General features: G+C 41.5%; 19 protein-coding genes. 7 read left to right on the top strand and 12 right to left on the bottom strand.

The features are described 5' to 3' along the window. Nucleotides 1-10 precede the first annotated feature (10 nt). Nucleotides 11-1159, bottom strand: a complete 1149-nt coding sequence (locus ID165_RS08505; protein ID WP_192349927.1) for a Gfo/Idh/MocA family protein — start codon at nt 1157-1159, stop codon at nt 11-13. Nucleotides 1160-1464: 305 nt separating this feature from the next. Next, nucleotides 1465-2601, bottom strand: coding sequence for an MBL fold metallo-hydrolase (locus ID165_RS08500; RefSeq protein ID WP_192349926.1), 1137 nt, complete (start codon nt 2599-2601; stop codon nt 1465-1467). A gap of 168 nt (nt 2602-2769) precedes the next feature. Here ID165_RS08500 and ID165_RS08495 point away from each other — a divergent pair, with 168 nt between their 5' ends. From ID165_RS08495 to ID165_RS08485, 3 genes are all read left to right on the top strand, one after another. Further along, nucleotides 2770-3228, top strand: coding sequence for a hypothetical protein (locus tag ID165_RS08495; protein ID WP_192349925.1), 459 nt, complete (start codon nt 2770-2772; stop codon nt 3226-3228). A 111-nt stretch (nt 3229-3339) separates the two neighbouring features. Beyond that, nucleotides 3340-3798 carry a (2Fe-2S)-binding protein gene (locus ID165_RS08490; RefSeq protein WP_192349924.1) on the top strand — a complete coding sequence of 153 codons (459 nt, stop codon included), beginning with the start codon at nt 3340-3342 and terminating at the stop codon, nt 3796-3798. A gap of 2 nt (nt 3799-3800) precedes the next feature. Continuing rightward, complete coding sequence (locus ID165_RS08485; RefSeq protein ID WP_192349923.1) at nt 3801-5966, top strand: xanthine dehydrogenase family protein molybdopterin-binding subunit; 2166 nt, start codon at nt 3801-3803, stop codon at nt 5964-5966. 264 nt (nt 5967-6230) lie between these two features. Here the strand turns inward: ID165_RS08485 and ID165_RS08480 are convergent, their stop codons facing one another. After that, the gene (locus tag ID165_RS08480; RefSeq protein WP_192349922.1) at nt 6231-6575 is read right to left on the bottom strand and encodes a hypothetical protein; all 345 of its coding nucleotides are present in this window, start codon (nt 6573-6575) and stop codon (nt 6231-6233) included. 263 nt (nt 6576-6838) lie between these two features. Here ID165_RS08480 and ID165_RS08475 point away from each other — a divergent pair, with 263 nt between their 5' ends. Then, entirely contained in the window at nt 6839-7978 is a 1140-nt protein-coding gene (locus ID165_RS08475; protein WP_192349921.1) for a cysteine desulfurase family protein, read from the top strand. A gap of 158 nt (nt 7979-8136) precedes the next feature. Here the strand turns inward: ID165_RS08475 and ID165_RS08470 are convergent, their stop codons facing one another. The 8 genes from ID165_RS08470 to ID165_RS08435 form a co-directional block, all read right to left on the bottom strand. Then, nucleotides 8137-8667 (bottom strand): PRC-barrel domain-containing protein, encoded by a 531-nt coding sequence (locus ID165_RS08470; protein WP_192349920.1) that lies wholly within the window; start codon nt 8665-8667, stop codon nt 8137-8139. Nucleotides 8668-9006: 339 nt separating this feature from the next. Further along, a complete protein-coding gene (locus ID165_RS08465) occupies nt 9007-9534 on the bottom strand; it encodes a hypothetical protein (protein ID WP_192349919.1) in 528 nt (175 codons plus the stop codon). A gap of 171 nt (nt 9535-9705) precedes the next feature. Further along, complete coding sequence (locus ID165_RS08460; RefSeq protein ID WP_192349918.1) at nt 9706-10287, bottom strand: NTP transferase domain-containing protein; 582 nt, start codon at nt 10285-10287, stop codon at nt 9706-9708. Nucleotides 10288-10295: 8 nt separating this feature from the next. Further along, complete coding sequence (locus ID165_RS08455) at nt 10296-11402, bottom strand: XdhC family protein (RefSeq protein ID WP_192349917.1); 1107 nt, start codon at nt 11400-11402, stop codon at nt 10296-10298. Nucleotides 11403-11498: 96 nt separating this feature from the next. Further along, entirely contained in the window at nt 11499-12185 is a 687-nt protein-coding gene (locus ID165_RS08450; RefSeq protein ID WP_192349916.1) for a LytTR family DNA-binding domain-containing protein, read from the bottom strand. After that, nucleotides 12182-13246, bottom strand: coding sequence for a sensor histidine kinase (locus ID165_RS08445; protein WP_192349915.1), 1065 nt, complete (start codon nt 13244-13246; stop codon nt 12182-12184). The genes ID165_RS08450 and ID165_RS08445 overlap by 4 nt, the downstream gene beginning before the upstream one ends. Nucleotides 13247-13285: 39 nt before the next feature. Further along, nucleotides 13286-13870: a hypothetical protein gene (locus ID165_RS08440; protein ID WP_192349914.1), complete on the bottom strand. Its 585-nt coding sequence runs from the start codon at nt 13868-13870 to the stop codon at nt 13286-13288. Between the two features lie 66 nt (nt 13871-13936). Further along, a complete protein-coding gene (locus ID165_RS08435) occupies nt 13937-14662 on the bottom strand; it encodes an intradiol ring-cleavage dioxygenase (protein WP_192349913.1) in 726 nt (241 codons plus the stop codon). 163 nt (nt 14663-14825) lie between these two features. Here ID165_RS08435 and ID165_RS08430 point away from each other — a divergent pair, with 163 nt between their 5' ends. The 3 genes from ID165_RS08430 to ID165_RS08420 all read left to right on the top strand — a co-directional run bounded on the left by ID165_RS08430 (nt 14826) and on the right by ID165_RS08420 (nt 21859). Continuing rightward, a complete protein-coding gene (locus ID165_RS08430) occupies nt 14826-15311 on the top strand; it encodes a hypothetical protein (protein WP_192349912.1) in 486 nt (161 codons plus the stop codon). A gap of 360 nt (nt 15312-15671) precedes the next feature. Beyond that, a complete protein-coding gene (locus tag ID165_RS08425) occupies nt 15672-17105 on the top strand; it encodes a hypothetical protein (RefSeq protein WP_192349911.1) in 1434 nt (477 codons plus the stop codon). 191 nt (nt 17106-17296) lie between these two features. Then, nucleotides 17297-21859: a molybdopterin cofactor-binding domain-containing protein gene (locus ID165_RS08420; RefSeq protein WP_192349910.1), complete on the top strand. Its 4563-nt coding sequence runs from the start codon at nt 17297-17299 to the stop codon at nt 21857-21859. Nucleotides 21860-22155: 296 nt separating this feature from the next. Here ID165_RS08420 and pckA read toward each other — a convergent pair whose 3' ends face one another. Then, nucleotides 22156-23757, bottom strand: coding sequence for a phosphoenolpyruvate carboxykinase (ATP) (gene pckA / locus ID165_RS08415; RefSeq protein WP_192349909.1), 1602 nt, complete (start codon nt 23755-23757; stop codon nt 22156-22158). Nucleotides 23758-24102: the final 345 nt, after the last annotated feature.

Raw genomic sequence — 24102 nt, 5'->3', positions numbered from 1 at the left:
CAACTTTCAATTAAATCTTCACCCAAGCTTCGTTTGCATTACTTTCTACAATCGCATCACCAATGATAAGCTCTCTCAAGCCGTCAGCGAAAGTTGGGAACGTAGGGGACTCAGGCTGCTTGCCTTCTCTTATCGCTGCATACACTTCTTTGAAAAGTTGCTTGGAAGTATCCGGAAAACCTTCTTGGTGGCCTCCCGGAAAACTTACCAATGAACGTGCTCCTGCATCTACCAAAGCAGGATCTTTCATCAAGATAGAATTGGCAGAGTCTCTTTTTCCTATCCAAAGTTCGTTTGGCTTCTCCGCATTGAACTCAAAATTGGACTTCGAACCTGAGATCTCGATGTTCAAACGGTTTTTGCGTCCTGCATTCACTTGGCTTACCACGATAGAGCCTGTTCGGCCATTATCAAAGCGAAGCATTATAGTAGCGTAATCTTCAGATGTTACTTCATATTCTTCGTAATCCGACGGATCAAGCGCTTTGCCGGAGAAGGATTCAACTGCTTTCAATGGCTTTAGACGGGTGGGATGAACTATGGAGAAATCAGCCATTACCGCAGTGACTTTCAATCCTGTCACATATTCAGTCATATCCAACAGGTGAGAACCGATGTCTGCAACCACTCTTGATCCTCCGGATTGCTTAGGATCCAATCTCCAGCTGTAGTCGGTCTTGTGGATAAGCCAATCCTGCAGGTAAGAGCCCATCACAGAATAAACTTCTCCCAATTCGCCTTTTTCACGCATTACTTTCATCTGGCGAACCATAGGATAATAACGGAGATTAAAGTGAACGGCATTGATCAATCCTGTTTCCTTGGCCAAGGAAACGAGTTCTTCAGCCTCTTCCACAGTAACTGACAAAGGCTTTTCGCAGACGACGTGCTTACCGGCTAGCAAACATGCTTTTGCCTGAGGGAAATGTAGAAAATTAGGTGTACAAATATGCACTACATCAATGCTGTCATCCTTCAGCATATTTTCAAACGTGTAGGCATTTGGGATTCCAAGTTCTGTGGCTTTTGCATCCGCCACTTCCTGATTTACTTCTACGAGGCCTGTTACCTCGATATTAGGGATTCTTCTAAGTGCTTCTAAATGAGCAGGACCGATAAATCCGGTTCCCACAATAGCAGCTTTAATAGTCTGAGACATAGGTTTTTTAGGTTGTTATAAATTAATTTTTAAACTAATTCGCAGAGACTCTACTAATAAAAGACTTAGAAACATATCACAGGAATAAGCAGGAACTTACGATGATCGAAGCGCCAATTCCATTAGAGTTAAGCATATCCAAATGAGTCTTTCCCTTTTATTGGTAGAAAAACGAGTAGTTGTTGATTTTCAAATGTCAAATTAGGAAAAATGCCCCAAAAGATCTCCATAGATTAGAGGTGATTTCCCTATTAATCTGCCTTCGGAAAATGGAAGAAAATGTAGGATATGCGAAATTTACATTTCTACTGTTTGGAAATCATTTGGTTAGACGCTGGGGAAGGCTTCAGCCACCACTGACGTTTGGTTACGAGATTTTTTCCCAACTCAATGAATTCTCCGATTTCAGGGACAAAAATGGGCTGGTTTATCTCTTCTGCTTTTGCGATTACCCGTTCTACAGGATCTGTCCAAGAGTGCATCGCCAATGTAAATGCAGCCCAATGGATAGGCATAAATACCTTAGTGTTGATGTCCTTTGCAGCTTGGGCGGTTTCTTCAGGAGCCATATGAATATCTTTCCAACGCTCGTTGTACTGGCCACATTCCATCATTGCAAAATCGAACGGACCATACTTCTCGCCGATTTGCTTGAAGTGAGATCCGTATCCGCTGTCTCCGCTGAAGTAAATGTTGTCACTTTCGCCTCGAACCACCCAAGAACCCCATAAGGTAGAGAAGCGATTGTTCAATCCGCGTCCGGAGAAATGTCTGGCGGGCGTCAAAGCCAAGAGTAACCCTTCCGCCTGAATTTCATCCCACCAGCCTAATTCATGAATACGGGAAGCGTCAATTCCCCATTCTTCAAAATGTGCCCCCATACCCAAAGGCATGTAGAAAGCATTGGTCTTGTCTTTTAATTTCCGGATTGAGCCATAATCCAAATGGTCATAATGGTCGTGAGACATGATAATCATGTCAATCTGCGGTAATTTTTCGATGGCTATAGGAAGTTGGTTGCTGTAACGTTTTCTTCCCAAAAGAGGGTTGGGAGCAGGAACGTCTCCGAACATAGGGTCAATAAGGATTGTTTTTCCGTCGATCTGGAGTAAAAATGTAGAGTGCCCAAACCAAACAAGACGGGTAGTTTGCTCTTTTGTGACCAACTCCAACGAATCTCGATGCACTAACGGCAAATCAAAATCCGGTCTTCGTGTTGGATCGTTCTTGAAAAATTCAGGAAGCATTTTGATTGCTTCCGTAAAATTCATGTCCATATTGGTCGGCATCAGGTTGCTGAATTTACCATCTTCGTAGTAGTCCAGTTTTTCGTACTGAAGGAGCCTTTCTTTAGATGGATTTGAACCAAATTGTGGACTAAGATTGACAAAAAGAGCAGCACTAATAGCTACAAGAAGTATGATTGAAATGATAGTGATCATTAGGTATTTAAACGTTTTGAACAAAAACTTAAACATAAAGAGCCTTAGAAGCGGAGAAATAAATTACAGGTTTTAACTCTAAAGAAGATTAAAAGGTGCATGTTGAGCTGTTTTTTCTGAAAATTTTTAGTCATACTACTTTATAGCATTAACTTGATACTAAAAACCATGAGATTGAAATCTAACCCCATTTTAATTATTCTTATAGTTTTGATACTATCATGTAAGAATCAAAATAAAGAAAATGGATCGTCCAGTCATCAACAATATGAAATCGCTGAAAAGGATAACCAAGGCATAGAGAAGGATAAGATTATTGAACAATTGCAGGGTAAATGGAAAGAAATTGAATATCCCTATCGTACCGCAGAGTTTGAAGAATCCACCGTAAAATTTGTAGAAGAAGGGACTCAATACAACCCTAAATTTGAAAAATTTGAGGTTGCAGAGAACTGTCAATTCGATAACAACAATATCAGGGATCTTAAGCCAAATGATGTGATTTTAACTTTACCCGAAACTGCTAGATGTGAGAAACTAATGGTCTCTAATGATACGCTTACCCTTAGTGGATTTTCCACCAACACTAATGAGGACTATACTATTATTTATTTGAAAGCGAATTAGTCAATTTTAGAATGATTTCAAATTGACATACTACTCTCTAAATTTACATAGCCGGTTTCTCTACTCATCTGATTTTCTTTATCTTAAAGGCATAAACGTAACCAATAACCCATGGCACTTATAAACCTAAAAATCAACGGAAAGGCTCATTCGGTTGATGTAGAAGAAGATACTCCCTTACTTTGGGTTCTTCGGGATCATCTAGGATTAGTCGGAACAAAATACTCTTGTGGCATCGCACAGTGCGGTGCCTGTACTGTCCATAGAAACGGAGAAGCAATGTTCTCCTGCGTCACCCCTGCATCCACACTGACTGAGGATGAGATTACTACTATTGAAGGACTTTCGAAAGACGGTGATCACCCTGTACAGAAAGCCTGGGCAGAAGTAGACGTGGCCCAATGTGGCTACTGCCAGGCAGGACAGATTATGGCTGCAGCTTCTCTGTTGAAAAAAAATGCTGCTCCTTCCATGGAGGAAATAGATGAAGCAATGAACAGAAATATCTGTAGATGTGGTACTTATCATAAAATCAGAGAAGCCGTTGCAATGGCTGCCAATTCCAAATAACCATGGCGACACTAACAAAAACTAACCGAAGGGATTTCCTGAAGATTGCCGGAACCACGGCAGGAGGATTGTTTATAGGCTTCAATTGGATGAGCTGTGACTCGCCTAAGATGGAAGTGCTTAGTACAGAGGAGGTATTGACAAATGCCAAGAATTTTAACGCATTTCTAAGTATAGCACCAAGTGGGGATATTATTATTTATTCACCGAATCCTGAGTTGGGACAAAATATCAAGACCTCATTTCCGATGGTCGTAGCCGAAGAACTGGATGCAGATTGGAGTAAAGTCCGTGTACTACAAGCGAATCTGGACACGGACAAGTTCGAGCGGCAATTGACAGGAGGTTCAGGAGCTATGCCCCATTCTTGGGAGCGGCTTCGTAAAGCTGGGGCTACGGCGAAATACCTCTTGGTTGCTGCCGCTGCCAAGGCATGGGAAGTACCGGCCGAAGAATTGACCACTTCAGAAGGAATAATATATCATAAGGCAAGTGGAAAGGAAATAGGCTATGGAGAAATGGCCAATGAAGCTTCACTAATGACTGCACCTGATGATATCGCATTAAAGGATAAAAAAGACTTTAAGATTATCGGCACGCCGGTTAAGAACGTAGACAGTGGTGCTATTTTCAAAGGGGAGCCACTGTTTGGATTGGATTTTTACAGAGAAGGAATGCTCCATGCGATGCTTCAGCGTGCGCCTTTTGGCATGAAAATCAAATCCATAGATGATGCCGAAGCCAGGAATGTGGCGGGAGTGAAAGACGTTGTGACTTTTGAAAACAGTGTTGCGGTAGTAGGAACTTCTACTTGGCCATTGATGAAGGCCAAGAAGCTGTTGAAAGTGGAATATGAACCTGATGGAAAAGTTGAGAGTTCTGCCGACCATGATCAGATTTTCAAGGACTTATTAGCCGATGGAAAAGCCGAAATAAAGCGGGAAGATGGCAATGTAAATGCTGCATTTAAAGACGCAGTACAAGTAGTGACAGCTGAATACCAGTGTCCCTTTCTTTCACATTCTCCTATGGAACCCATGAATTTCTTTGCTCATGTCAAAGAAAATTCTGTGGAATTGATCGGCCCAACACAAACTCCTGAGAGTGCCAGAAGGGCTGCTGCTGAAGTATCGGGAATTGCTCCCGAGAATATCTCGGTCGAAATTACGAGACTTGGAGGAGGTTTTGGACGTAGGCTTCGTGCAGATTATGTAGCTGAAGCAGTGCATGTATCCAAACTGGTAAATGCACCTGTAAAATTAACCTGGAGCAGGGAGGATGATCTGACCGGGGGAGCATATAGACCAGCCGTACGGTACAGATTTGAAGCTGCCTTGGATGCAGATGGTAATATGACGGGTTACAAACTTCGGGGTGTAGGGATGAATGCAGGCAATAGTACCAGAGAGCATAATTTCCCTTCCGGAGCGGTTGATAATTTGCTGATAGAAAATGTGAATTATGAATCTTCGATTACTACCAATGCATGGAGAGCGCCTATCACGAATTTCTTAGCGTATGCTGAGCAGTCATTTTTGGATGAAGTGGCTTTGGCTGCCAAAAAAGATCCTGTGGCATTTAGACTTGAGTTACTGGAAAAAGCAAAAACCAATCCAGTAGGAGGAGAGCTTCAATATAATGTAGACCGCATGATCGGCGTCACGAAAATGGCCGCCGAGAAATCCAACTGGGGTAAAAATCCTAATGTAAAACAGGGATTTTCAGTGTATTATTCTCACAGAACTTATGTGGCACAAGTTGCTGATATCGAGATTGAAAATGGTACTCCATCTCTTAAAAAGGTTCATGTGATTACAGACTGCGGAATGGTAGTAAATCCCACAGGCGCCAACCACCAAGTGAGAGGAGGAGTAGTAGACGGTATGGGACATGCGATGTATGGAAACCTGACGTTTGAAAACGGTCTTCCCACTCAAACAAATTTTGACAAGTATAGATTGATCCGGATGAAGGAAGTGCCTACAGTGGACACTTACTATGTGGACAGCGGCTATGATCCTACCGGTTTGGGCGAGCCGTGTTTGCCACCCACCGGAGGCGCTATTGCCAATGCCATCTTCTCTGCCACCCAAAGGAGACTGAGAAGTCAGCCGTTTATAGAGCAGAAGGAATTTCAGGATCTGAATTTGGGGATAAAGCGAGTGTGATTTTAAGTATCTAGTATTTAGACGTAAGTATCAAGACACTAGATTCGGGAATCAGGATAAAATAACCGGTAATAAAGCCTCTTTCCTGTTAGTTGGAAAGGGGCTTTTGTTTTTTTTACGTGTTACAATTGACCGATTTTATAGTGGGATTATATTCCACTTGTCTAAGTTTTGCTATAATCTCTCGGATCTAAAATTTTGACTTTTTGCTCAAAAATCTAAAACCTTGGCTCTAATTCTTGCTACTAGCTACTTGATACTTTCTTAAATCTCATCCATTTCCCTCTCGGGCCAATAGGGACCTTTGAGTCTAAGGTTATTGTTGACAATATCAAAGGTGATTTTCATCTGATCCCGTTTTTGCTCATGAATTGCCAGACAGGCATTGAAGTGCACCAAATCAAATTCCAATTTGAAATCCCCTGAATTTTGATCCTTAAAATTAATCTCAGAACCGAGATCCGCTTTCTCTGCCAGCGCACCTTCCTTCTTGAAATAGTAGGAAAGAAAAATTCCCAAGTCCTTCTGATTGTCAAGTAATACTTTCTTGATTTGATCTGAAAGGGGCTTTTCCGACTTAGGTAATTCAAATGTCCAGGCTTCTTGCATGATTAAAATTAGCAAATTCTAAATGTCTTTATTGTAGTGGAGACACATTATATCGCGTGGTGTTTTACCATAGACAATTCCAGCAGGAGGGTTCGACTCCGCTCAACCTGAAAAATCAGCTAGCCCGACTTACAAATGCAAGCTTCGGCTTTCAAATTTGATTTAAATAAGGAAGTGGTCAGTTAACTTTAATCTATTTACTAATTATAGGAATAATGACCCTAGGCTATGGTCTAAAAGCGATAGACTTTTTACTTTAGAACATGAATTACCCCATTTACCTCGACTATAATGCTACGACACCTTGTTCGCCGGAAGTAGTAGAAGCCATGCTTCCATATTTTGGCGTTCATTTTGGAAATGCCGCAAGTAGATCCCATGCATTCGGCTGGTTGGCTGAGAATGCAACTGAGGCAGCTAGGGAGCAGGTGGCCAATTTAATTGGAGTTCAAACGAAAGAAATTATTTTTACTTCGGGAGCTACCGAAGCGATTAATCTGGCAATCAAAGGGACTTTTGACTTATACAAAGGGGAAAAGCAGCATTACATCACGTGTCAGACAGAACATAAGGCGGTGTTAGATACGATGCTTGCCATGGAGAAAGAAGGTGCTGACGTTACTTTTTTACCTGTAGATCCGAAAGGCAATATTGATATTGAATTGCTGAAATCAAGTATCCTTCCCCATACAAAAATGATTTGCCTGATGTGGGCAAATAATGAAACCGGCATAATTCATCCTATCGAAGAAATCTCAGCCATAGCAGAAGAGAATAATATCATTTTCCTAAGTGATGCAGTACAGGCTGCCGGAAAGATTCCCCTTTCTGTAGCCGGAATTCATCTGATGGCGATTTCAGCACATAAATTATACGGACCAAAGGGAATCGGGGCACTGTATATCCGGCACAATCATTCTTTACCCAAACCCTTTGCTCAAACCCATGGGGGAGGACACGAAAAAGGCTTCCGAAGCGGAACGCTAAATGTTCCTGCTATTGTAGGTTTTGGGAAAGCGGCAGAACTACGAGCGGGAGAAATGAAGGAGGAGTCCAATCGCTTGGGGAAGCTACGTGATTTGCTGGAAAAGAAACTGTTAGCTCTACCAAGCACCGTATTGAATGGAAGTCAATACCGTCTTTCACACATGACCAATATTGCTTTTGGTGGAGTGGAGGGGGAGGAATTGCTACGCAAAGTATGTCAAAAAGTCGCCGTGAGCTCCGGTTCGGCTTGTACCAGTATTTCACCCAAACCTTCACACGTGCTAAAAGCTATGGGCTTGGATGCCGATCTGGGTAGAGCATCAATCAGGTTTAGTTTGGGGAGGAATACCACTGAGCAAGAAGTGCTGGATACGGCGGAATGGGTAGAGAAAGTGTTAGGGGAGTTGAGAGAATAATTCTATTTCTCCAGCAACGGTGCAGTTTTTTAGTTTCCTTATTTTCAGGAAAGATATATCAGATTTAATATCCATCAGATTTTAACCATAGGATGACTAATGACAAAAGGCTAACCCAAAAATGGATTAGCCTTGCCTAGGTTAGATAGGATCGGAGCTTATAAAAGGGGCTTACCGCCTCTTCTAAGGTCTGACTGTCTCTCTCCGCGATGATCTTTTTCTAGAAAACCATCTCCAAATTTCGGATCCCGAATCCTTTCCGATGAAGTATCAAATTGATCTTTCACAGTGTAAAAAGATCTATTGGTATGATCATAACGACCATATAGACTACGGGGCTCCTCACTGTAATAGGTACGCATGTCGTGAATGAACTCTTCTTGAGGGCCTGAAGGCCATTCATTCTCATCAAACCCTGGAGCATTTTCCAAAGTTTCTTTCAATTCTTTTACAATTACTACATCATCCTGTACGGGATTGAACTCGAAGGATTCAAATGGTAAAGCAAGAAGTTTTGAACCTAAATTGAGAAATCCTTCATCCACCTTCAGTACAACATAATCAACTTGGCCTGTTGAGGTGTTGATCATAATGTCTTTAATGGAACCTACAGATTCATCTCTTGCAGTTTTTACGTTACATGAGATCGCTTCCGAACAGCTGGCTTGTGCATTAATTAGTGTGTTCATGATTGCTAGTTGGTTAGTGAGTTAGTTACTAATTATATGATTCACTTAAGCCCAGATCCGTGCCAGCGAATAATTCTGCGTCTAGAGCCCGCTACGGCTTTTTATTAAATTTCGCCATGCGAAAGGCTTTCCCTTTTCATGGAATTATATTCCACCGAATGGGCACATTAGCGAGTAAGATGCAAACAGTAGAATGCTTCTACAATGAATCGCTTAAATTGCGGTGTAATTGTAGATTTTTGAAAACAAGCTGAACTAGAAGGAAAAGTTACCTCATTTAGAAAAACAGGTAATCTACTTGGAGAAATTGTCGTAGAGGGTGTTAAGTACTAGCAAGTTTCAAGTTGAAATTTTATAATATTCAATCAATTTTTCAAGGTCATCAATTGGATATAAGTATGAATTACGAGCGTGATCAGAATCTCCATTAATAACAAGCCATCCTAATCTTTCTTTGATTTCAATATCTTTTCCAGTAAAAAAATTATAAGGCTTAAGCTCTTTATAACTTATAGTTAAGATGTTTTTTTTAGATACCAATTTTGAACGGTGATAAAGCATAAACTTTTTTGAAACTTTGATGCCTTCACTTTTAACTTCAATTGTTTGCTTTCCACATTTATACCAAGTCCCCCAATAAAAAGTAAACCAGCCCGCCAAAAGCCATATTGTAATCCAAAATACAGTAAAAAATGTCTTTTCAGCTTGAATAAAGTATATGCCCAAAATGAAACCAAACAGCCAAAGAATTGTAAAAATAGGATATACGATAAATTGTAAATAGTAAAATATAGGATATTTGTAATTCATGTAGTCTCTAGCTTTAGATTCGATAATCTGATGGGTTGAAGAGAGCTTATTATTCAATTGAATTCTTGTTGAGAAATTATATCTATCATTACTCGTTTGAGATCTTACTTAACTCAAAGGTTAATCTGTTTTTATCTGGCTATATATCATTGTGTTATGAGTAAAAAGAATAGCGCCTTTGCGCCTCAGCGGGAGATAATCGTAGCGTCGCCACGAGAATCTTCAAACCTACAAATTCAAGTCCCTCAGATCCTCTTCCGTATCTATATCCACTTTGCCTTTTGGGAAAGGTATAGCTACTAAATCATCCTCATGGGCAAGCGCAATATTTTTGGCTCCTTCATCCCCTGTCAATTCCATCAATTCTTTAAAATGGGCTTCTCCGAAAAGTATAGGAACACCTATAGTTTTGGAATAGGCACAGGCAACAATTCCTTTTCCTTCCTTTTTCTGAGTTGCGATAAGTTTATTGAGAATCTTCGCATCCACAAAGGGTTGATCACATAGCATAATAATTACTTGATCAGGTTTATCGAATTTGAGCATGTATTCCATACCGATTTTGATGCTGGAAGACATGCCTTTCTGGAAGTGTGGATTGGGAATGTTGGGAATACTTGCCCCCGGAAAAGTCTTTTTGATCTCATCCCGAAATGCTCCCAGCACCAGAACTCTTTTGTCAGCTTTGGAATCATTTGCAGCATCTATGGCCAATTGCAGTAAGGTTTTTCCATTGAATTGTGCGATCTGCTTGGGATAGCCAAGTCTTGATGATTCTCCTGCTGCAAGTATGATGATTCCTGTCTTCATTTATTTTCTTAGTGTATGGGGCCTGTCTTATTTCTCAGAAAGGTACCTTGTTTTTTTGCCAAAACCGCTTTCACCTCTGCCAAAATGGACAAAGCGATCTCTTCAGAACCCTCTGCACCAATATCCAATCCCATTGGGGAGTAGATAGTGTCTTGATTGACAGCTGTTCCATTCTTCTCTAATCTATCCAGTAGTTTTTCAGACTTTTTCTTTGGCCCCAATATTCCCACATAGGGTAAGCTTAAAAGCAGCAAATCCGCCAAGACCAATGCCTCATAGTCAAAATTGTGTGTCATCAAGAGTGCTGCACTGTTGGAATCGGTTTCTAATTGCCGTACTACTTCATCTCCTGAACCTGTTATGATTTTCAGAGCCGATGGAAAGCGCAGGGGTGTAGCCAGATTCTTTCTTCCATCAATTACCACAACTTCAAGCCCCAGTATATCGGCCATTTTAGCCAAGGGGATAGTATCATTTCCTGCACCGAAAAGAAAAAGGCGAATAGTAGGTTTGATGGATTCTATGAATACCTGAATATCATCTAGCATATCATATTTTTCAATGATATGATGCGTGGATTGATTACTGTCCAATTCTTCTTGAACCCTCTCCCAAAGTGGATCTCCAAGTTTATGTTTATCACCAAATGTTCGGTTTTCTTTCAGAAGAACTTTCGTTCCTACTTGCTCTTGCTTGGAATATTTCACCGAAAACACAGTGATTAACCTGGAAAAAGCACGGTTGCTCAAAGCAATTTTTAATAATTCAATTGGATTTATAGGGTTTTGATAGTCAATTGGTTCTATCAATACATGAATAATTCCATTGCAACCCAGTCCTACGCCGAATTTCTGATCATCCTCATCTGTAGTATCGTAGGTGACCAGCATGGATTTCTGCTGGAAGATCACTGTTTGCGCTTTGCGAAGCGCATCCCCTTCCAAACAGCCTCCACTGATCGCCCCGGTAAGTTCCCCATCTTCGGAAACCAACATTCTGGCTCCGGGTCTTCTGTACGCAGACCCATCTACCTGCACGACGGTGGCCAAGGCAGTTTTCTTTTGTGTCAGCTTATATTGCTCATATGCGCTAATAATGGCCTGAAATTCTTTCATAAAACGAAAATCTTAAAGCATTAAGTTAAGCTATAGCAACACCATTTTCAACAGATTATATTCAAATGGAGACAAAGGCTTGATTTTCGTAAGGAATTATTTGAAAAACGCCTGCTCAAACTTCTCCCAATAGGTCGTTCCAATTGGAATTTCTTTTTCATGGATAAATACTGCCCTTCCCTTGACCGCAGTGATTGAAGAGAGCGGAACTATAAATGATCGGTGAACACGACAAAAAGTATCCGGCAATATCTCTAGCATGGACTTCATTGTTTGTCTCACGATAAGCGGCTTTTGCCCCGTTAGAAAAATGCGAAGATAGTCTGCAAGCCCTTCGATGTATAGAATCTCAGCGAGGACTACTTTCTGTATTTTATAGTCTGCTTTGAGAAAAATATGGACAGGATTTTGATTTGATGATTGCTTAAATAGAATATAGTCAATAGCCTTATCTACAGCAAATTGGAATCGGTCAAAATCATAAGGCTTCAATAAATAATCTATAGCGCTAAGGTTAAAACCATCTATTGCATATTGTGAAAAAGCAGTGGTGAAAATCACCATTCGCTCATTTCCATATTTCCTGTAAAATTCCAAGCCTGAGATAGCCGGCATCTGAATATCCAGAAAAATTAAATCCACTTCCTGGATTGCGAGGAACAGAACAGCTTCTTGGACTTTGGTAAAAGTCTGCAAAAGTGCTAACCCATCGATTTGCTCTGCGAAATTGGCCAAAATTTCCAGAGGCAAGGGTTCGTCGTCTATGGCGATAGCTTTGATCATGTGAGTTCAAGTCTTAACCGGATCATATAAGTTAACTCATCTTCCGAGAGGGTAAGGGAATTTTTATTTGGGTACAGGTGTGAAAGTCTTGATTTCACATTATCGATACCATGCCCGCTTTTCTCGTGATGGGCAAGTTGCTGATTCACTTTTAGATTCTTCACCGTTAAGACTAGGCTTGTGCCAATCGTTTCAATGCTGATCAGTATTTCGGATTTCTCGTCCGGGTTGACTCCATGCTTAAACGCATTTTCAATAAAGGGAATCAAAATCAAAGGCGCAATTACTTTCCTCCCGGCATCTGCCTCATTCAAAAATGTAAAATCCACACTGCTGTCCAGTCTCAGCCGCTGTAAGGATATGTAATTTTCTATGTATTCCAGCTCCTTCTCTAAGGGAACAAACTCCGTTTCCGCTTCAGTCACAACGTAGCGCATCAAGCCGGAAAGTTTGATAATACTTTCCGCAGTTTTCAAGGATTTCTCCCGGACCGCCATTCCATAAATGCTATTGAGCGTATTAAAGAGAAAGTGTGGATTTACCTGACTTTTCAAAGAATTCAGTTCCGCATCTGCCTTAGATTTTTCTGTGGCAAAAAGCCGCTCCCTAATTCGCAGCAGGATGGACAGTAGTACCACAGAAAGATACAGTAATACATGATTGTTTACGATACTCATGAAATTCCATTCCCCACTGTTCGGTTTGGGAACTCTTTGGGCGGGCATTCCTGTACCTGGGTGCCGGGGTTTAAAATGCTCCACCCAAGGAATAAGACCAGTAAGCATAGAAGGCAGCACGATGATCAGGCCAAAGGAAAACAAGATGATCAATGCGTATACCGTGTATTCCTTCTTTTCAAACAGGGTAGGGATGAGGAAGTAGTAATTGATGTAAAAAAAAGTGACCATCAGAAGATTGGCTATAAAATCCCTGATAGTTGGTGCCGTAAAAAGGAAGTTCTTTATTTCAGGAGGATGGGGATAAAGAAGAATGGGCAGCATCAGAAACGCCACAACTCCAGTCGCATGCAACCAACTATATTTTCTGAAGTCCTTACCCATACGTAGCTATCATTTCTCCTAAATGTAGGTTGCGAAAGCTCATGTTTCCAAAGTGAATAGGAAAGCATTTGGCGAGAGCGCTTCCAATTCTACTTTTTTGCTATGGCTGATTTTCAGTGCATCTCCTTTTTCCAAGAGGCAATTTTGTACTTCAAATGCACCGACAAGACAATAAGCGTATACAGTTCCCCTTACAGTAAATTCCAAGTCGGTTCTTCCCTTGAATTTTCCCAACCCAAGTTTGATGGATACTTCATCTTCGATAAAAGTAAAAATAGGAAAGATACAGTTTTGGAGCTCTTCTTGGGAAAAGCAGGTGATGGATGATTTGACTGATCCTGAAAAAGGAATTTGTATTCTAAGAAAGTGATTTTCAGTATTTTCATATCGATTTTGAAGAAGTATAACTTCTCCTGTCCTCAGTGATTTTCGCCAGCAATGGCCTACATCGACGGCAAAGTCTCCATTCAGACAGACCTCACCTAGCAGTGGAACGAGAATCAATAGACAATCCTGGAAAGCAAGAAACTCATGAGAATACCCTGCTTTCAAAGTCATTTCTGCCCAATCTATGGCAGACTGGCCGGAAGGCTGAGCCGGGAAACTATGACTGGAGGTGGCCATGGTTTCACTGTGCCAAAAGTCACGTGTTGAGCGTAAGAATATCTGTGTAGTCGAATCCGTCATCTATTAGGCTTTGACCACAATAGTATGGGTGAGATTAAAGCCGGAATCCACTGATCCGGAAATATTTGCCATTTCATTTGTTACGCCGTCGGAGAATACATTGTCTCTACTGTTCACAGTATATCCGTTCATTCCTTTGGTATAACCATTTTCGGAGCTGGCATTGACCACATTGACGGCACTTTCAGAACCTTCGGGAAATGCAATCTGTGTGACTAAAAGGGAATTTCCTGAAGCATTGTAGATGTGGACATGGACGTGGGTGGCACGTCCCGTGTACCAGCCCGGGAAAATACTTGTGAAGGCTACTTTTCCGTTTGAATCGGTTGTTTGTCTGCCCCTAAGAAATGAGACAGCAGTGTAATCGGCTGACTGCATGCCGGTGCCCCCATATTCAGAATAATTGCCATCCTTGTCGCAATGCCAAACATCTACGATGGCAGCAGCAAGCGGCAAGCAGCTTTGACTTGCATCCAAAACCGTAATCTCTAAATCAAGCGGTATGCCTGTCCGGTCTGAAGTGATATCAACCCGTGTAAGTGAGGATGGGTTCTTAGTGGGAAATGGCCCTGCAGTCTCCGAATTGGTGAGCTGACATGCTGCGGAGGTATCTTCAGAATCTACCCCCGAAACTTCTTCATTTGGGTCATCGATAGAATTGCAGCCCATGAGCAGTGGGAGTGCAAAACTTCCGAGACTTAGTCTTTTTAAAAATTCTCTCTTTTCCATAATTTATGATTAGGTTATTAATCTACGATAGTACGAAGACTGGAATCCTGAGTCTAATCTCCCCCGTACTTTTGAGATCAACACACGGTTTTTTGCGAAGAATGAGGACTGATCGGTAAAAATTGTTAAAATTTGATGAAGTCATTAACCTATTATTTTTATCATGAAATTCCCAACTCTCGCCCAACTCAAGAAAGAACTCAGCTTTCTCAATGAAAAAGAACTGATTGAACTCTTGGCAAATCTGAGCAAATTCAGCAGAGACAACAAAGCTTACCTTTTTTTTAAGCTTAACGAGAAAGACAACCCCGGACTGTTCTTGGAAATGATTCAGGAAGAACTGGAGTCTGATTTTGTAATGGCTCGAGGTGACCATTCTTATTATGCAAAAAAAGCAGCCCAGAAGCTTCGCCGTAAAATGAACAAACTGCTCAAGCTGAGTAAAGTCAAAACCGACCAGATCGAAGTGCTTTTGTTTTTCTGCGAAAAGCTTAAGGAATATGGCTTTTTGCGTCATCGAAATCCCGTTTTGGATAATATGTATCAGATGCAATTGGGAAAGGCTACTAAACTTATCTCAGGACTACATGAAGATTTGCAGTTTGACTACGAGGGAAGGCTAGAAGAGCTGGCTGGTCAAAAAAGCTAGTTGCCTTTTTTATAACACATATCAAGCCGCCACAAAGTGTGAAATCCTTTTTTCTATTGAATGATGGGATAACAACGATTGGAAAGAACAAGAGAAGTGAAGGGAAATTTTGTAGGAAGTTATATCAAAAGTATACTGTTTGTCACCATAAAATAAAACATAGCAATAATTCTGTGAAATACAAATAAACAATTGTATCAACCATTTTATAGCATCTGAAATACGTGATTACTTTTTTTGTCAGGGAGTGCTGAAAAATCACATTGAATAAAAATCATAACTCTCTATAATTTAATCATTTAATATTCTAAATTAGGATATATTTTACTATTACTTTTTACCTCTAAATTCTTTAACACTATGTATCCCTACAATTTTAGACTAAAGGGAAATGCCATATTAGGCTTGTCCCTGTTGCTTTTTCTTTTCGCTTCCTGCACTAAGTCTACCCATGACTTGTCCCATGTGAATGAAGAAAAATCAACAACAGTAAACAACAATTTTCCGGATTTTGGGAGAATGATCAGTCCGGCAGAATTTCAAAGCAAGTACCCCGGCGAAAAAGTTTTTAAACTGAGACAGGATTATCCTTTGACCATGCCTGATGATTCAGAACTACCTGACTTTTTGAATATTCCATTTGATGAGGATGACCATTGGATGGAATATATCAACGCCGTCCGGGATTATTCCTTTGAGGGAATGATCGAAGTGGACTTTGTGGCACAGGAAAACAAAACCAGAAACTGGTACCATATGCCTTGGATGCATTGGGGACCACAAGGTTCAGAAGGATTTCATGGCTTAGCGAAGGAAGCAGAAATCGGGCCTTACCAGCTGGGTGAAAAACAGACCCAAGCCTTTCAGACGTATGCCTTGGGGTTTTATAATGAATTTGCAGGATATACGCTTGCACAAATGTGGAAGGATGGAAATAATCCGGATCCAAATGCTACCCAGAATCCCAATGGATTTCCAATAGGCACGGTGATTTTCAAACTTTTGTTTACAGATGCCGATGAATCCTCTGCGGATTATTTGGTGAATCCTATGACTTGGAATGCCTACATCACTCCTACATGGAATAATGGTCTGGATACAGGACGAGTAGTCAAACCTATGCAATTGATCCAAATGGACGTGATGGTTCGGGATCCGAGGGCCGATAAATACGGGACGGGCTGGGTGTTTGGTACGTTCTGCTACAATGGTAAGTTGAATGAGGGTAAAGAAGGTGCCGGAAGAGCTGAGAACTTGGTTCCTGTTGGGATCCAATTTGGCAATGATCCACAGGACACCACCAATTTTATCAATCCTTACCCCGTTACCAGAACCATTATTAATCCGAATTTGACCCAAACCAAAATAAATCCTGATTCTACCAAATTACCACCACAGCATCTGGGATGGGGAGGTCGTCTAGATGGTCCGGTTGATCTGAACACCTCATCCTGTATGTCTTGCCATGCCACAGCAGAATTCCCCCAAATAGCGGCATTGGTTCCAAAGGAGGCATTTATTGGTGATACAAATGCCATGGGACAGTTGACTAAATTAACTGAAACTGATGCAGTTGCTTTCAGAGAGTACTTCCAAAATTTAAAATGTGCGACCCCCTATACGGAGACGGCGACCTCTTCTGATTTTTCACTGCAGGTTTCTTTGGCTCTGGGATATTTCACCGAATGGAAAGATGAAAACGTAGCAGGACATTGGGTTAATGAATATGAGCGCATACCGACACCAATGCACCGCGATGGATCCTTGAAGATCGAATCAACTCAGAAGGAATAAGTCAGTATTCAACCGACAATCCAATAAGTTTGAAAATATACTCTTCATAGCTGTTTTATTTTGGTGATACTCTTGCTCTTGAATAGGGGTAACTTTCACTATGCATCGTATGAACTTCGGTAAATTTTTTATTACCACACTTAACATACAATTAGGCTTTTTACAAGGCTTACATTTTAAACGCTACAATTATGAATAACACACTTTCATTTTTTCTCAACGGGAAGGAAGTAACCATTGAAAACCCATCCACAGACCAATTATTACTTGATTATTTAAGGTCTGATGAAATCGGGCTGGTAGGAGCCAAAAAAGGTTGTGGGCAAGGAGGTTGTGGTGCATGCACCGTAATTCTGTCTATTTGGAATGAGAGAAAGCAGACAGCTGAACACAAGTCAATAAATTCCTGTTTGCGCCCAATCTGTGCTCTTGGAGGCATGGCAATTACCACAATCGAAGGTACAGGTGGGATCAAAAGACCGGAAAACAGGCATCTTACTTTTTCACCATCTGCTTCTAGGGGAGCATCAAAATGGATGAATAGCTCTCCTCCGGGTTGGAACAGGGCTAAAGATGCTTTACTTAAGAAAAGTGAGCATCGAATCGAAGAGGCTGCCAAATCTCTACAAGCAAATGGAAATAGTAAGATCGCTGTGAAGAGCTTGACAGGGGAAGAGCACCAGGATCTTCATGAGGGAATTAATCCTGTAGCCCATCGGTTGGCAATTAATAACGGTACGCAGTGCGGCTATTGCACCACAGGATTTGTGATGAATATGTCAGCATTTCTTTCAGAAAATCCATCACCAACCAAAAAGGAAATTGAGGAAATTTTTGATGGAAATATCTGTCGTTGTACTGGATACCGGTCAATTTTGACGGGTATGAAGACATTCGCTTCAGATTGGAATAAAGAAGACGAAAAAAACCGAATGATCTGTATTACCGAAGACAAGTGCCAAGAAGTAATGATTCATGATGCCATTAATATTCCATTTCCCGATGGTGCTAAAATGGCTTTGCCGGCAGTATCAATACTTCAAGCTGAAAAACAATGGCTAAGTCCGGAGACACTGGATGAATTGATAAACATTCTCAGAAAAAGCTCTTCAAAAACAACCAGGATAGTTTTTGGCAATACTTCTTTTGGAATTTATGCCGATGAATTTCCATTGGTAAATCTCTTTGTGGACATCAAGTTGATACCTGATCTATACGGAATAAAGAGATTGGAAAATGGAATAGCGGTAGGAGCATCCACGACTTACTCACAATTATTACGCTATCTCGATCAGTTGATTGTGGATGAAAAGTTTTCTCCGGTATCAAGAATCGGAAGCATGCAGTTTATGTGTCATCGAACAGCAGGAATGATCGTGCGAAATGCCGCTTCATTGGCAGGAAACACAATGCTGGTTCTTAAGCATATTATAAGTGGAGAACCTTTCCCTTCGGACCTGTTTACTGTGTTGTGTGGCACAGAAGCAGAGATTAGATTTGTACGAATCAAATCCGGCCAGGAATTTCAGTTAAAAGCTGCAGAATTGGTAAATCAGCTTTTGAAAGCACCTGAGATCGCAGATGATTTGGTGGTTTTAGGTTATTTCCTTCCATTTGGCCACCAACAAGAAGTTGTTTTGGCTCAGAAAGTTGCCTTACGGGAAGTAAATTCCCATTCTATTGTAAATAATTGTACAAGAATTGAGGTATCCGAGGATCTAAATATTCTAGAAACAAGCATCGTCTATGGAGGTATTGCACCCATAGCTTGGCGGGCAACAACTAGTGAGCAATGGTTAAAAGGAAAAAAACTGAGCCTCGAACTCCTTCCGACCTTGACTGGAATACTAAAGATAGAAGTAAGCAAAGAATTAGAGTTTTGGGAAGAGAAGGGGAGAATGGACGGTGTCCCATCGGAAGGCTTCACCAATGACTACAAGATTAATCTGGCAGTCTCCTTTATTTACAAAGCTATCATCAGAAGTTTGATGGAAAAATCCAGAGGTCAAGTTCCCAAAGACATTCGGTCAGCAGGGAAGATTGATTGGGGAAATTGGAATGTAAGTGACGGGTCACAATTTTATGTAAATCAATCATTTAAAACTCCTGTTTCCCAGCCTTACATCAAGCTTATGGCATTCCATCAAGCGATGGGGGAAGTGCACTATACGCATGAGATAAAGCTTCCGCCTCTTGGTAAGAATGCGGCGTTTATTCAAGCCAAAAGATCACTTGCCAATTTCCATTTAGCGCATCCTATCAATAAAGAAATGATTGACTTTGGGGAACTGGAAGAATTCCTCGCCTCGAAATTCACTTCTTTTTTTGCGCTGATCTCCTATCAGGATATTCCCGTAGGGGGGTTAAATCTGCAGGGCATGGCACTGGATCAGCCTATATTTGCAACCCAAAGTATTCTTTATCCCGGACAGGCCATCGCTATGGTCATTGCCGATACAGAAAAAGCCGCGATTGAAATAGCTGAATATGCTTCAGAATATTGCCTTGCTTATTCCCCTATACAGTGGGAAAACAAGGAAAATCCATCTTGGAGCAAAGAGTGGCAAGATCCAATCATTACCATAGATGATGCAATCAAAATGGGAAGCATATTTCCTGATTGCCCGAGTACAGCTCCATTTGTATCCCATATCTGGAAAATAACCAGACCAGGAACGGAGCTTTATTGGGCAGATTTGGCAAAAGCTCCATTGGACAAAAAACCAATTCTCCGAAATGAGAAAATAGACGGAGCTGCATGCACTATCATAGAGAATACCCAAATCTCCGGTGAACAAGTTCATTTCTATATGGAAACTCAGGCTTGTGTGGCTTTTCCCGAAGATGACAATCAAATCTTGGTTCATCCCTCATCTCAGAGCCCGATGGAAATGCATCAGACTGTGGCGAGTACCTTAGCTGCAGAGCATAGCAAAGTCATTGTGGACATCCGTCAGCTTGGAGGAGGATATGGCGGTAAAACTGAACAGGCCAAGTTTGTCGCAGCTCCCGTAGCTGTGGCAGCGCATAAGTTGAACCGACCGATTCGACTCGTGATGAAGCGGGAACATGACACCGCTATGATTGGAAAACGACATGGGTACTATGGACAATATCAAATTGCAGTGGATCAGGGGAATCTAAGAAAAGAGGACAAGGGACTCATTCGTGGATTGCATCTGAAACTATGGGCTGATGGTGGAGCGTTCTACGACTGTTCTTACATCGTCAGTAACTGTGTTCAGCTTAGGATAGACAACGCCTACAATATCAAGAACTTCGAGAGCCAGTTGGATGTGTGTCGCACCAATAAAGCCCCCAATACGGCCATGCGCGCATTTGGGGATGTACAGGGAAAGCTTATTTTGGAAAATGCCATTGATGATGCGGCTTTCGCCATCGGTATGGATTCCGCTGAACTAAGAAGAAAAAACATGTATGTACGGGGAGATGTCACGCCTTTTGGCCAAGCACTTTCTTACTGCTATATGCGCGATGTATGGAAATATGTGGAAGAGAAAAGCGATTATCAAAATCGTTTAAAAAAGGTAAATGCCTTTAACAAGGAAAATAAATGGAAAAAAAGAGGAATCTACATGGTTCCTGTAAAGTACGGTTCGGGCTACAATCTGGTCATGATAGAACAAGCTGCAGCGATTGTATCAGTTTATTCCGGCGACGGCAGTGTGTCCATCAATCAAGGTGGTGTGGATATGGGGCAGGGGATGATGACCAAGGTAGAACAGGTCGCGGCTTATGTGCTGAATATCCCGATGGACCTGATTCAAATTCACAGTCCAAATACACGGGTCATTCCAAATCCTACAAGTACCGGTGGCTCCACAGGAACGGCATATAATGGGGAAGCGGTGAAGCAGGCATGTGAAAAGATGCGGTCACGGATGACTGAATTCGGCTATAAACTCTTGAAAGACAACGGGGATGACTGGTGTAAAGAACAGGGAATAGATTTCTGGAATTATGGCAAGGAGGGATGGTCTGCTTCCGTCAAACGACCGATAGACCAACATTCAAAGCTAATCTGGCAAAACTTGGTTGCCTTGGCTTACCAGTATAGGGTTGATCTCATTGCTTCTTTTACTGCGCCGATTCCAGGGGGAACTACACCGATTCCAGCCATGACGTTTAAACCTGTTTCGGAAAACAAGGCTATTCCGGGAATAGATTTGGCAGATGTAAATTCCACCGCAGGCGGTGTAGATTCCTTTGTCGGATTTACCTTCTCTGCTGCCTGTTCTGAAGTGGAAGTGGATGTGCTAACGGGTGAAGTAAAAATACTCCGGTCTGATATTATTTTTGATATGGGATGGAGTCTCAATCCAGCCATAGACATAGGACAAGTAGAAGGTGCCTTTGTGCAGGGAATAGGCTATATCCTTACGGAAAAACTTGTTTTCGAACCTGAAGGTGAAGAGAAGGGAAGGCTTAACACACTGAATACCTGGACTTACAAACCGCCTGCGATCACCACAATTCCTTTGGAAATGAATACCTATTTATACCCGAGAGACAATTCAGCCGATGTACCTGAAAATCCCAATGGATTGTTCTCTTCCAAAGAAGTCGGAGAACCACCGTTAGTTTTGGCTACAAGTGTATTCTTTGCACTCAAATCAGCCATCCGTGCTTCCCGTTTGGAAAGAGGGCTTTCAGGCTTTTTCAAACTGGATGCACCTGCCACTGTGCAGGAAGTAAGTAAGGTGCTGGACGTAAGTAAAAAAGATTATAAATGATATATATCATTTCCTGCAGCAAGTACCTTAGCATGTACTTGCTGTTTTCTTTTTTGACTGTTAATCTTCTCTTCCTTTGAATTGGGTTTTTGCACTTCAACCCGCAGTATGGTTAGACTTTAGCTGGTTTTTCCGCAAAAATACTTGAGCATTATTCTATGCTTAGGTCAAGGACAAACTTACTACGTGCATAGCTGGAGATGCACGTAGTATTTTTAAAATAATAATTACAACGTTGAGGATAATCACAATGATTTTTAATCAGTTGTTTACGTCTATGGAACCCATCTGTTTTCTTAGGGAAGTGGCCCTCCTTTTAAGATATCCTCAGACGAAAATTCCTCGAATTTCTCGAAATTTGACCTGAATGCATTTGCAAGTTCTTTTGCTTGGATATCGTATGCTTCCACATTTTCCCAGGTTTTCCTTGGATCGAGTATATGTGAGGGCACATTTGGACATTCCAGCGGAATCTGAAATCCAAAAAAACGATGCTCAGTGAATTCGACATGATCTAAATTTCCCTCCAAAGCTGCCGTAATCATAGCTCTGGTATATGCCAATTTCATTCTGGACCCTACTCCGTAAGGACCACCGGTCCAGCCGGTATTGATCAGCCAAACATTGGTGTTATATTTCTCCATTTTTTCCCCGAATAGCCTAGCATATTCGGCTGGATGTAAGGGGAGGAAAGCTGCGCCAAAACATGCCGAGAAAGTCAATTTTGGTTCGGTTATTCCCATTTCTGTGCCGGCTACTTTTGCGGTGTAACCGGAAATGAAATGATACATTGCCTGACTTTTATTCAACTTGGAAATAGGGGGGATCACCCCAAAAGCATCTGCTGTCAGAAAGAATATATTTTTCGGTACTCCTGCCTTGGATGGCACCAGTGCATTTGGTATATAGTCAATGGGGTATGCGGTACGGGTATTTTCAGTGACGGATTTATCCGTAAAATCAATTTCTCTGGATTTTCCCTTAAATCGCGTATTTTCTACAATGGATCCGAATTTGATAGCATTCCAGATTTCGGGCTCTTTCTCTCTGCTTAAGTCGATGACTTTGGCATAGCACCCTCCCTCGAAGTTGAATACCCCTTCTTCGGCCCAGCCATGCTCATCGTCTCCAATTAAGTTTCGGTTAGGATCAGCTGAAAGGGTAGTTTTGCCCGTTCCTGACAGCCCAAAGAAAATAGCGGTATCTTCATGCGATCCTACATTTGCGGAGCAGTGCATAGAAAGGACATTTCGCTCATGGGGTAGAATGAAATTAAGGACTGAAAAAATCCCCTTTTTCATTTCACCTGCGTAACCGGTACCTCCGATGAGGATGATTCGTTCGGTGAGATTGATAAGTACAAAATTTGAATTTTTGGTACCGTCAGTTTCGGGGTCTGCTTCGAATTCAGGAGCGCAGATGATTGTGAAATCATGCTCGAAATTTTGTAATTCAAGCTCAGATGGCCTCAGAAACATATTGTAGCAGAAGAGATTGTGCCAAGCTTTGGTATTAATCACCTTCAATTTGAGCCTGTAATTGTCGTCTGCACCGGCATACCCATCCCTGACAAAGAGCTCTTTGTCAGCTAAAAATGCCTTCATCTTGTTCATTAGTAGACTGAATTTCCCAGCATCAAATGGAAGGTTGATATCACCCCACCAGACCGAATCTTTAGTTTTGTCATCGAGGACAATGTAACGGTCTTTAGGGGATCTTCCGGTGAATTTGCCGGTATCTGCCATCAATGCGCCGGTGGAAGTGAGTTTTCCTTCTTTACGGGCTAAAGCAATTTCCACCAGCTCTGCCGGTGGAAGATTGACATGAACTTTTCTGTTAGTTGTGGTACGGAGAAAAGCCAGGGGGGAAGTCTGGATTGCCAGATCTAGTTCCTGCATAAATATTTGGGGTTACAATCTGAAAATTGTCTTCACAAAACTACTGAAATACCTTTTAATAAAACCAATAAAACATGCTTTATTTTTGATTACAATCGATTGCATGTGGAAAACAGATGAATATTTTGAATCTGTTTTTGCATAATGGTCTATCCTGTGGACGTTCCTTCCCAATGGTGTAATAATCAGACATTAGACCACAATTCAGCAGCTTTAACTTTGGAAACAAGCCCTAAAAAGGTTTATCATTGCAAAATTGATTTCACCCAAATAAAACTATCCTTGGAAAAACAACTTACTCCTGAATTTGAAGGGCCTACTATTTTTGGCCATCCTAAAGGCTTG

Source organism: Algoriphagus sp. Y33, assembly GCF_014838715.1.
GTDB lineage: Bacteria > Bacteroidota > Bacteroidia > Cytophagales > Cyclobacteriaceae > Algoriphagus.
The sequence above is the reverse complement of the archived record's forward strand: the minus strand, read 5'-3'. Positions and strand labels throughout refer to the sequence as shown.

Excerpts from the sequence above, each read along its gene's own strand:
- ID165_RS08460 (WP_192349918.1), bottom strand. The coding sequence starts at position 10,287 with ATGAAGACAGGAATCATCATACTTGCAGCAGGAGAATCATCAAGACTT.
- ID165_RS08425 (WP_192349911.1), top strand. The coding sequence starts at position 15,672 with ATGTATCCCTACAATTTTAGACTAAAGGGAAATGCCATATTAGGCTTG.
- ID165_RS08500 (WP_192349926.1), bottom strand. The coding sequence starts at position 2,601 with ATGATCACTATCATTTCAATCATACTTCTTGTAGCTATTAGTGCTGCT.
- ID165_RS08505 (WP_192349927.1), bottom strand. The coding sequence starts at position 1,159 with ATGTCTCAGACTATTAAAGCTGCTATTGTGGGAACCGGATTTATCGGT.
- pckA (WP_192349909.1), bottom strand. The coding sequence starts at position 23,757 with ATGCAGGAACTAGATCTGGCAATCCAGACTTCCCCCCTGGCTTTTCTC.
- ID165_RS08495 (WP_192349925.1), top strand. The coding sequence starts at position 2,770 with ATGAGATTGAAATCTAACCCCATTTTAATTATTCTTATAGTTTTGATA.
- ID165_RS08440 (WP_192349914.1), bottom strand. The coding sequence starts at position 13,870 with ATGGCCACCTCCAGTCATAGTTTCCCGGCTCAGCCTTCCGGCCAGTCT.
- ID165_RS08445 (WP_192349915.1), bottom strand. The coding sequence starts at position 13,246 with ATGGGTAAGGACTTCAGAAAATATAGTTGGTTGCATGCGACTGGAGTT.
- ID165_RS08455 (WP_192349917.1), bottom strand. The coding sequence starts at position 11,402 with ATGAAAGAATTTCAGGCCATTATTAGCGCATATGAGCAATATAAGCTG.
- ID165_RS08430 (WP_192349912.1), top strand. The coding sequence starts at position 14,826 with ATGAAATTCCCAACTCTCGCCCAACTCAAGAAAGAACTCAGCTTTCTC.
- ID165_RS08480 (WP_192349922.1), bottom strand. The coding sequence starts at position 6,575 with ATGCAAGAAGCCTGGACATTTGAATTACCTAAGTCGGAAAAGCCCCTT.
- ID165_RS08470 (WP_192349920.1), bottom strand. The coding sequence starts at position 8,667 with ATGAACACACTAATTAATGCACAAGCCAGCTGTTCGGAAGCGATCTCA.
- ID165_RS08450 (WP_192349916.1), bottom strand. The coding sequence starts at position 12,185 with ATGATCAAAGCTATCGCCATAGACGACGAACCCTTGCCTCTGGAAATT.
- ID165_RS08435 (WP_192349913.1), bottom strand. The coding sequence starts at position 14,662 with ATGGAAAAGAGAGAATTTTTAAAAAGACTAAGTCTCGGAAGTTTTGCA.
- ID165_RS08475 (WP_192349921.1), top strand. The coding sequence starts at position 6,839 with ATGAATTACCCCATTTACCTCGACTATAATGCTACGACACCTTGTTCG.
- ID165_RS08485 (WP_192349923.1), top strand. The coding sequence starts at position 3,801 with ATGGCGACACTAACAAAAACTAACCGAAGGGATTTCCTGAAGATTGCC.
- ID165_RS08420 (WP_192349910.1), top strand. The coding sequence starts at position 17,297 with ATGAATAACACACTTTCATTTTTTCTCAACGGGAAGGAAGTAACCATT.
- ID165_RS08490 (WP_192349924.1), top strand. The coding sequence starts at position 3,340 with ATGGCACTTATAAACCTAAAAATCAACGGAAAGGCTCATTCGGTTGAT.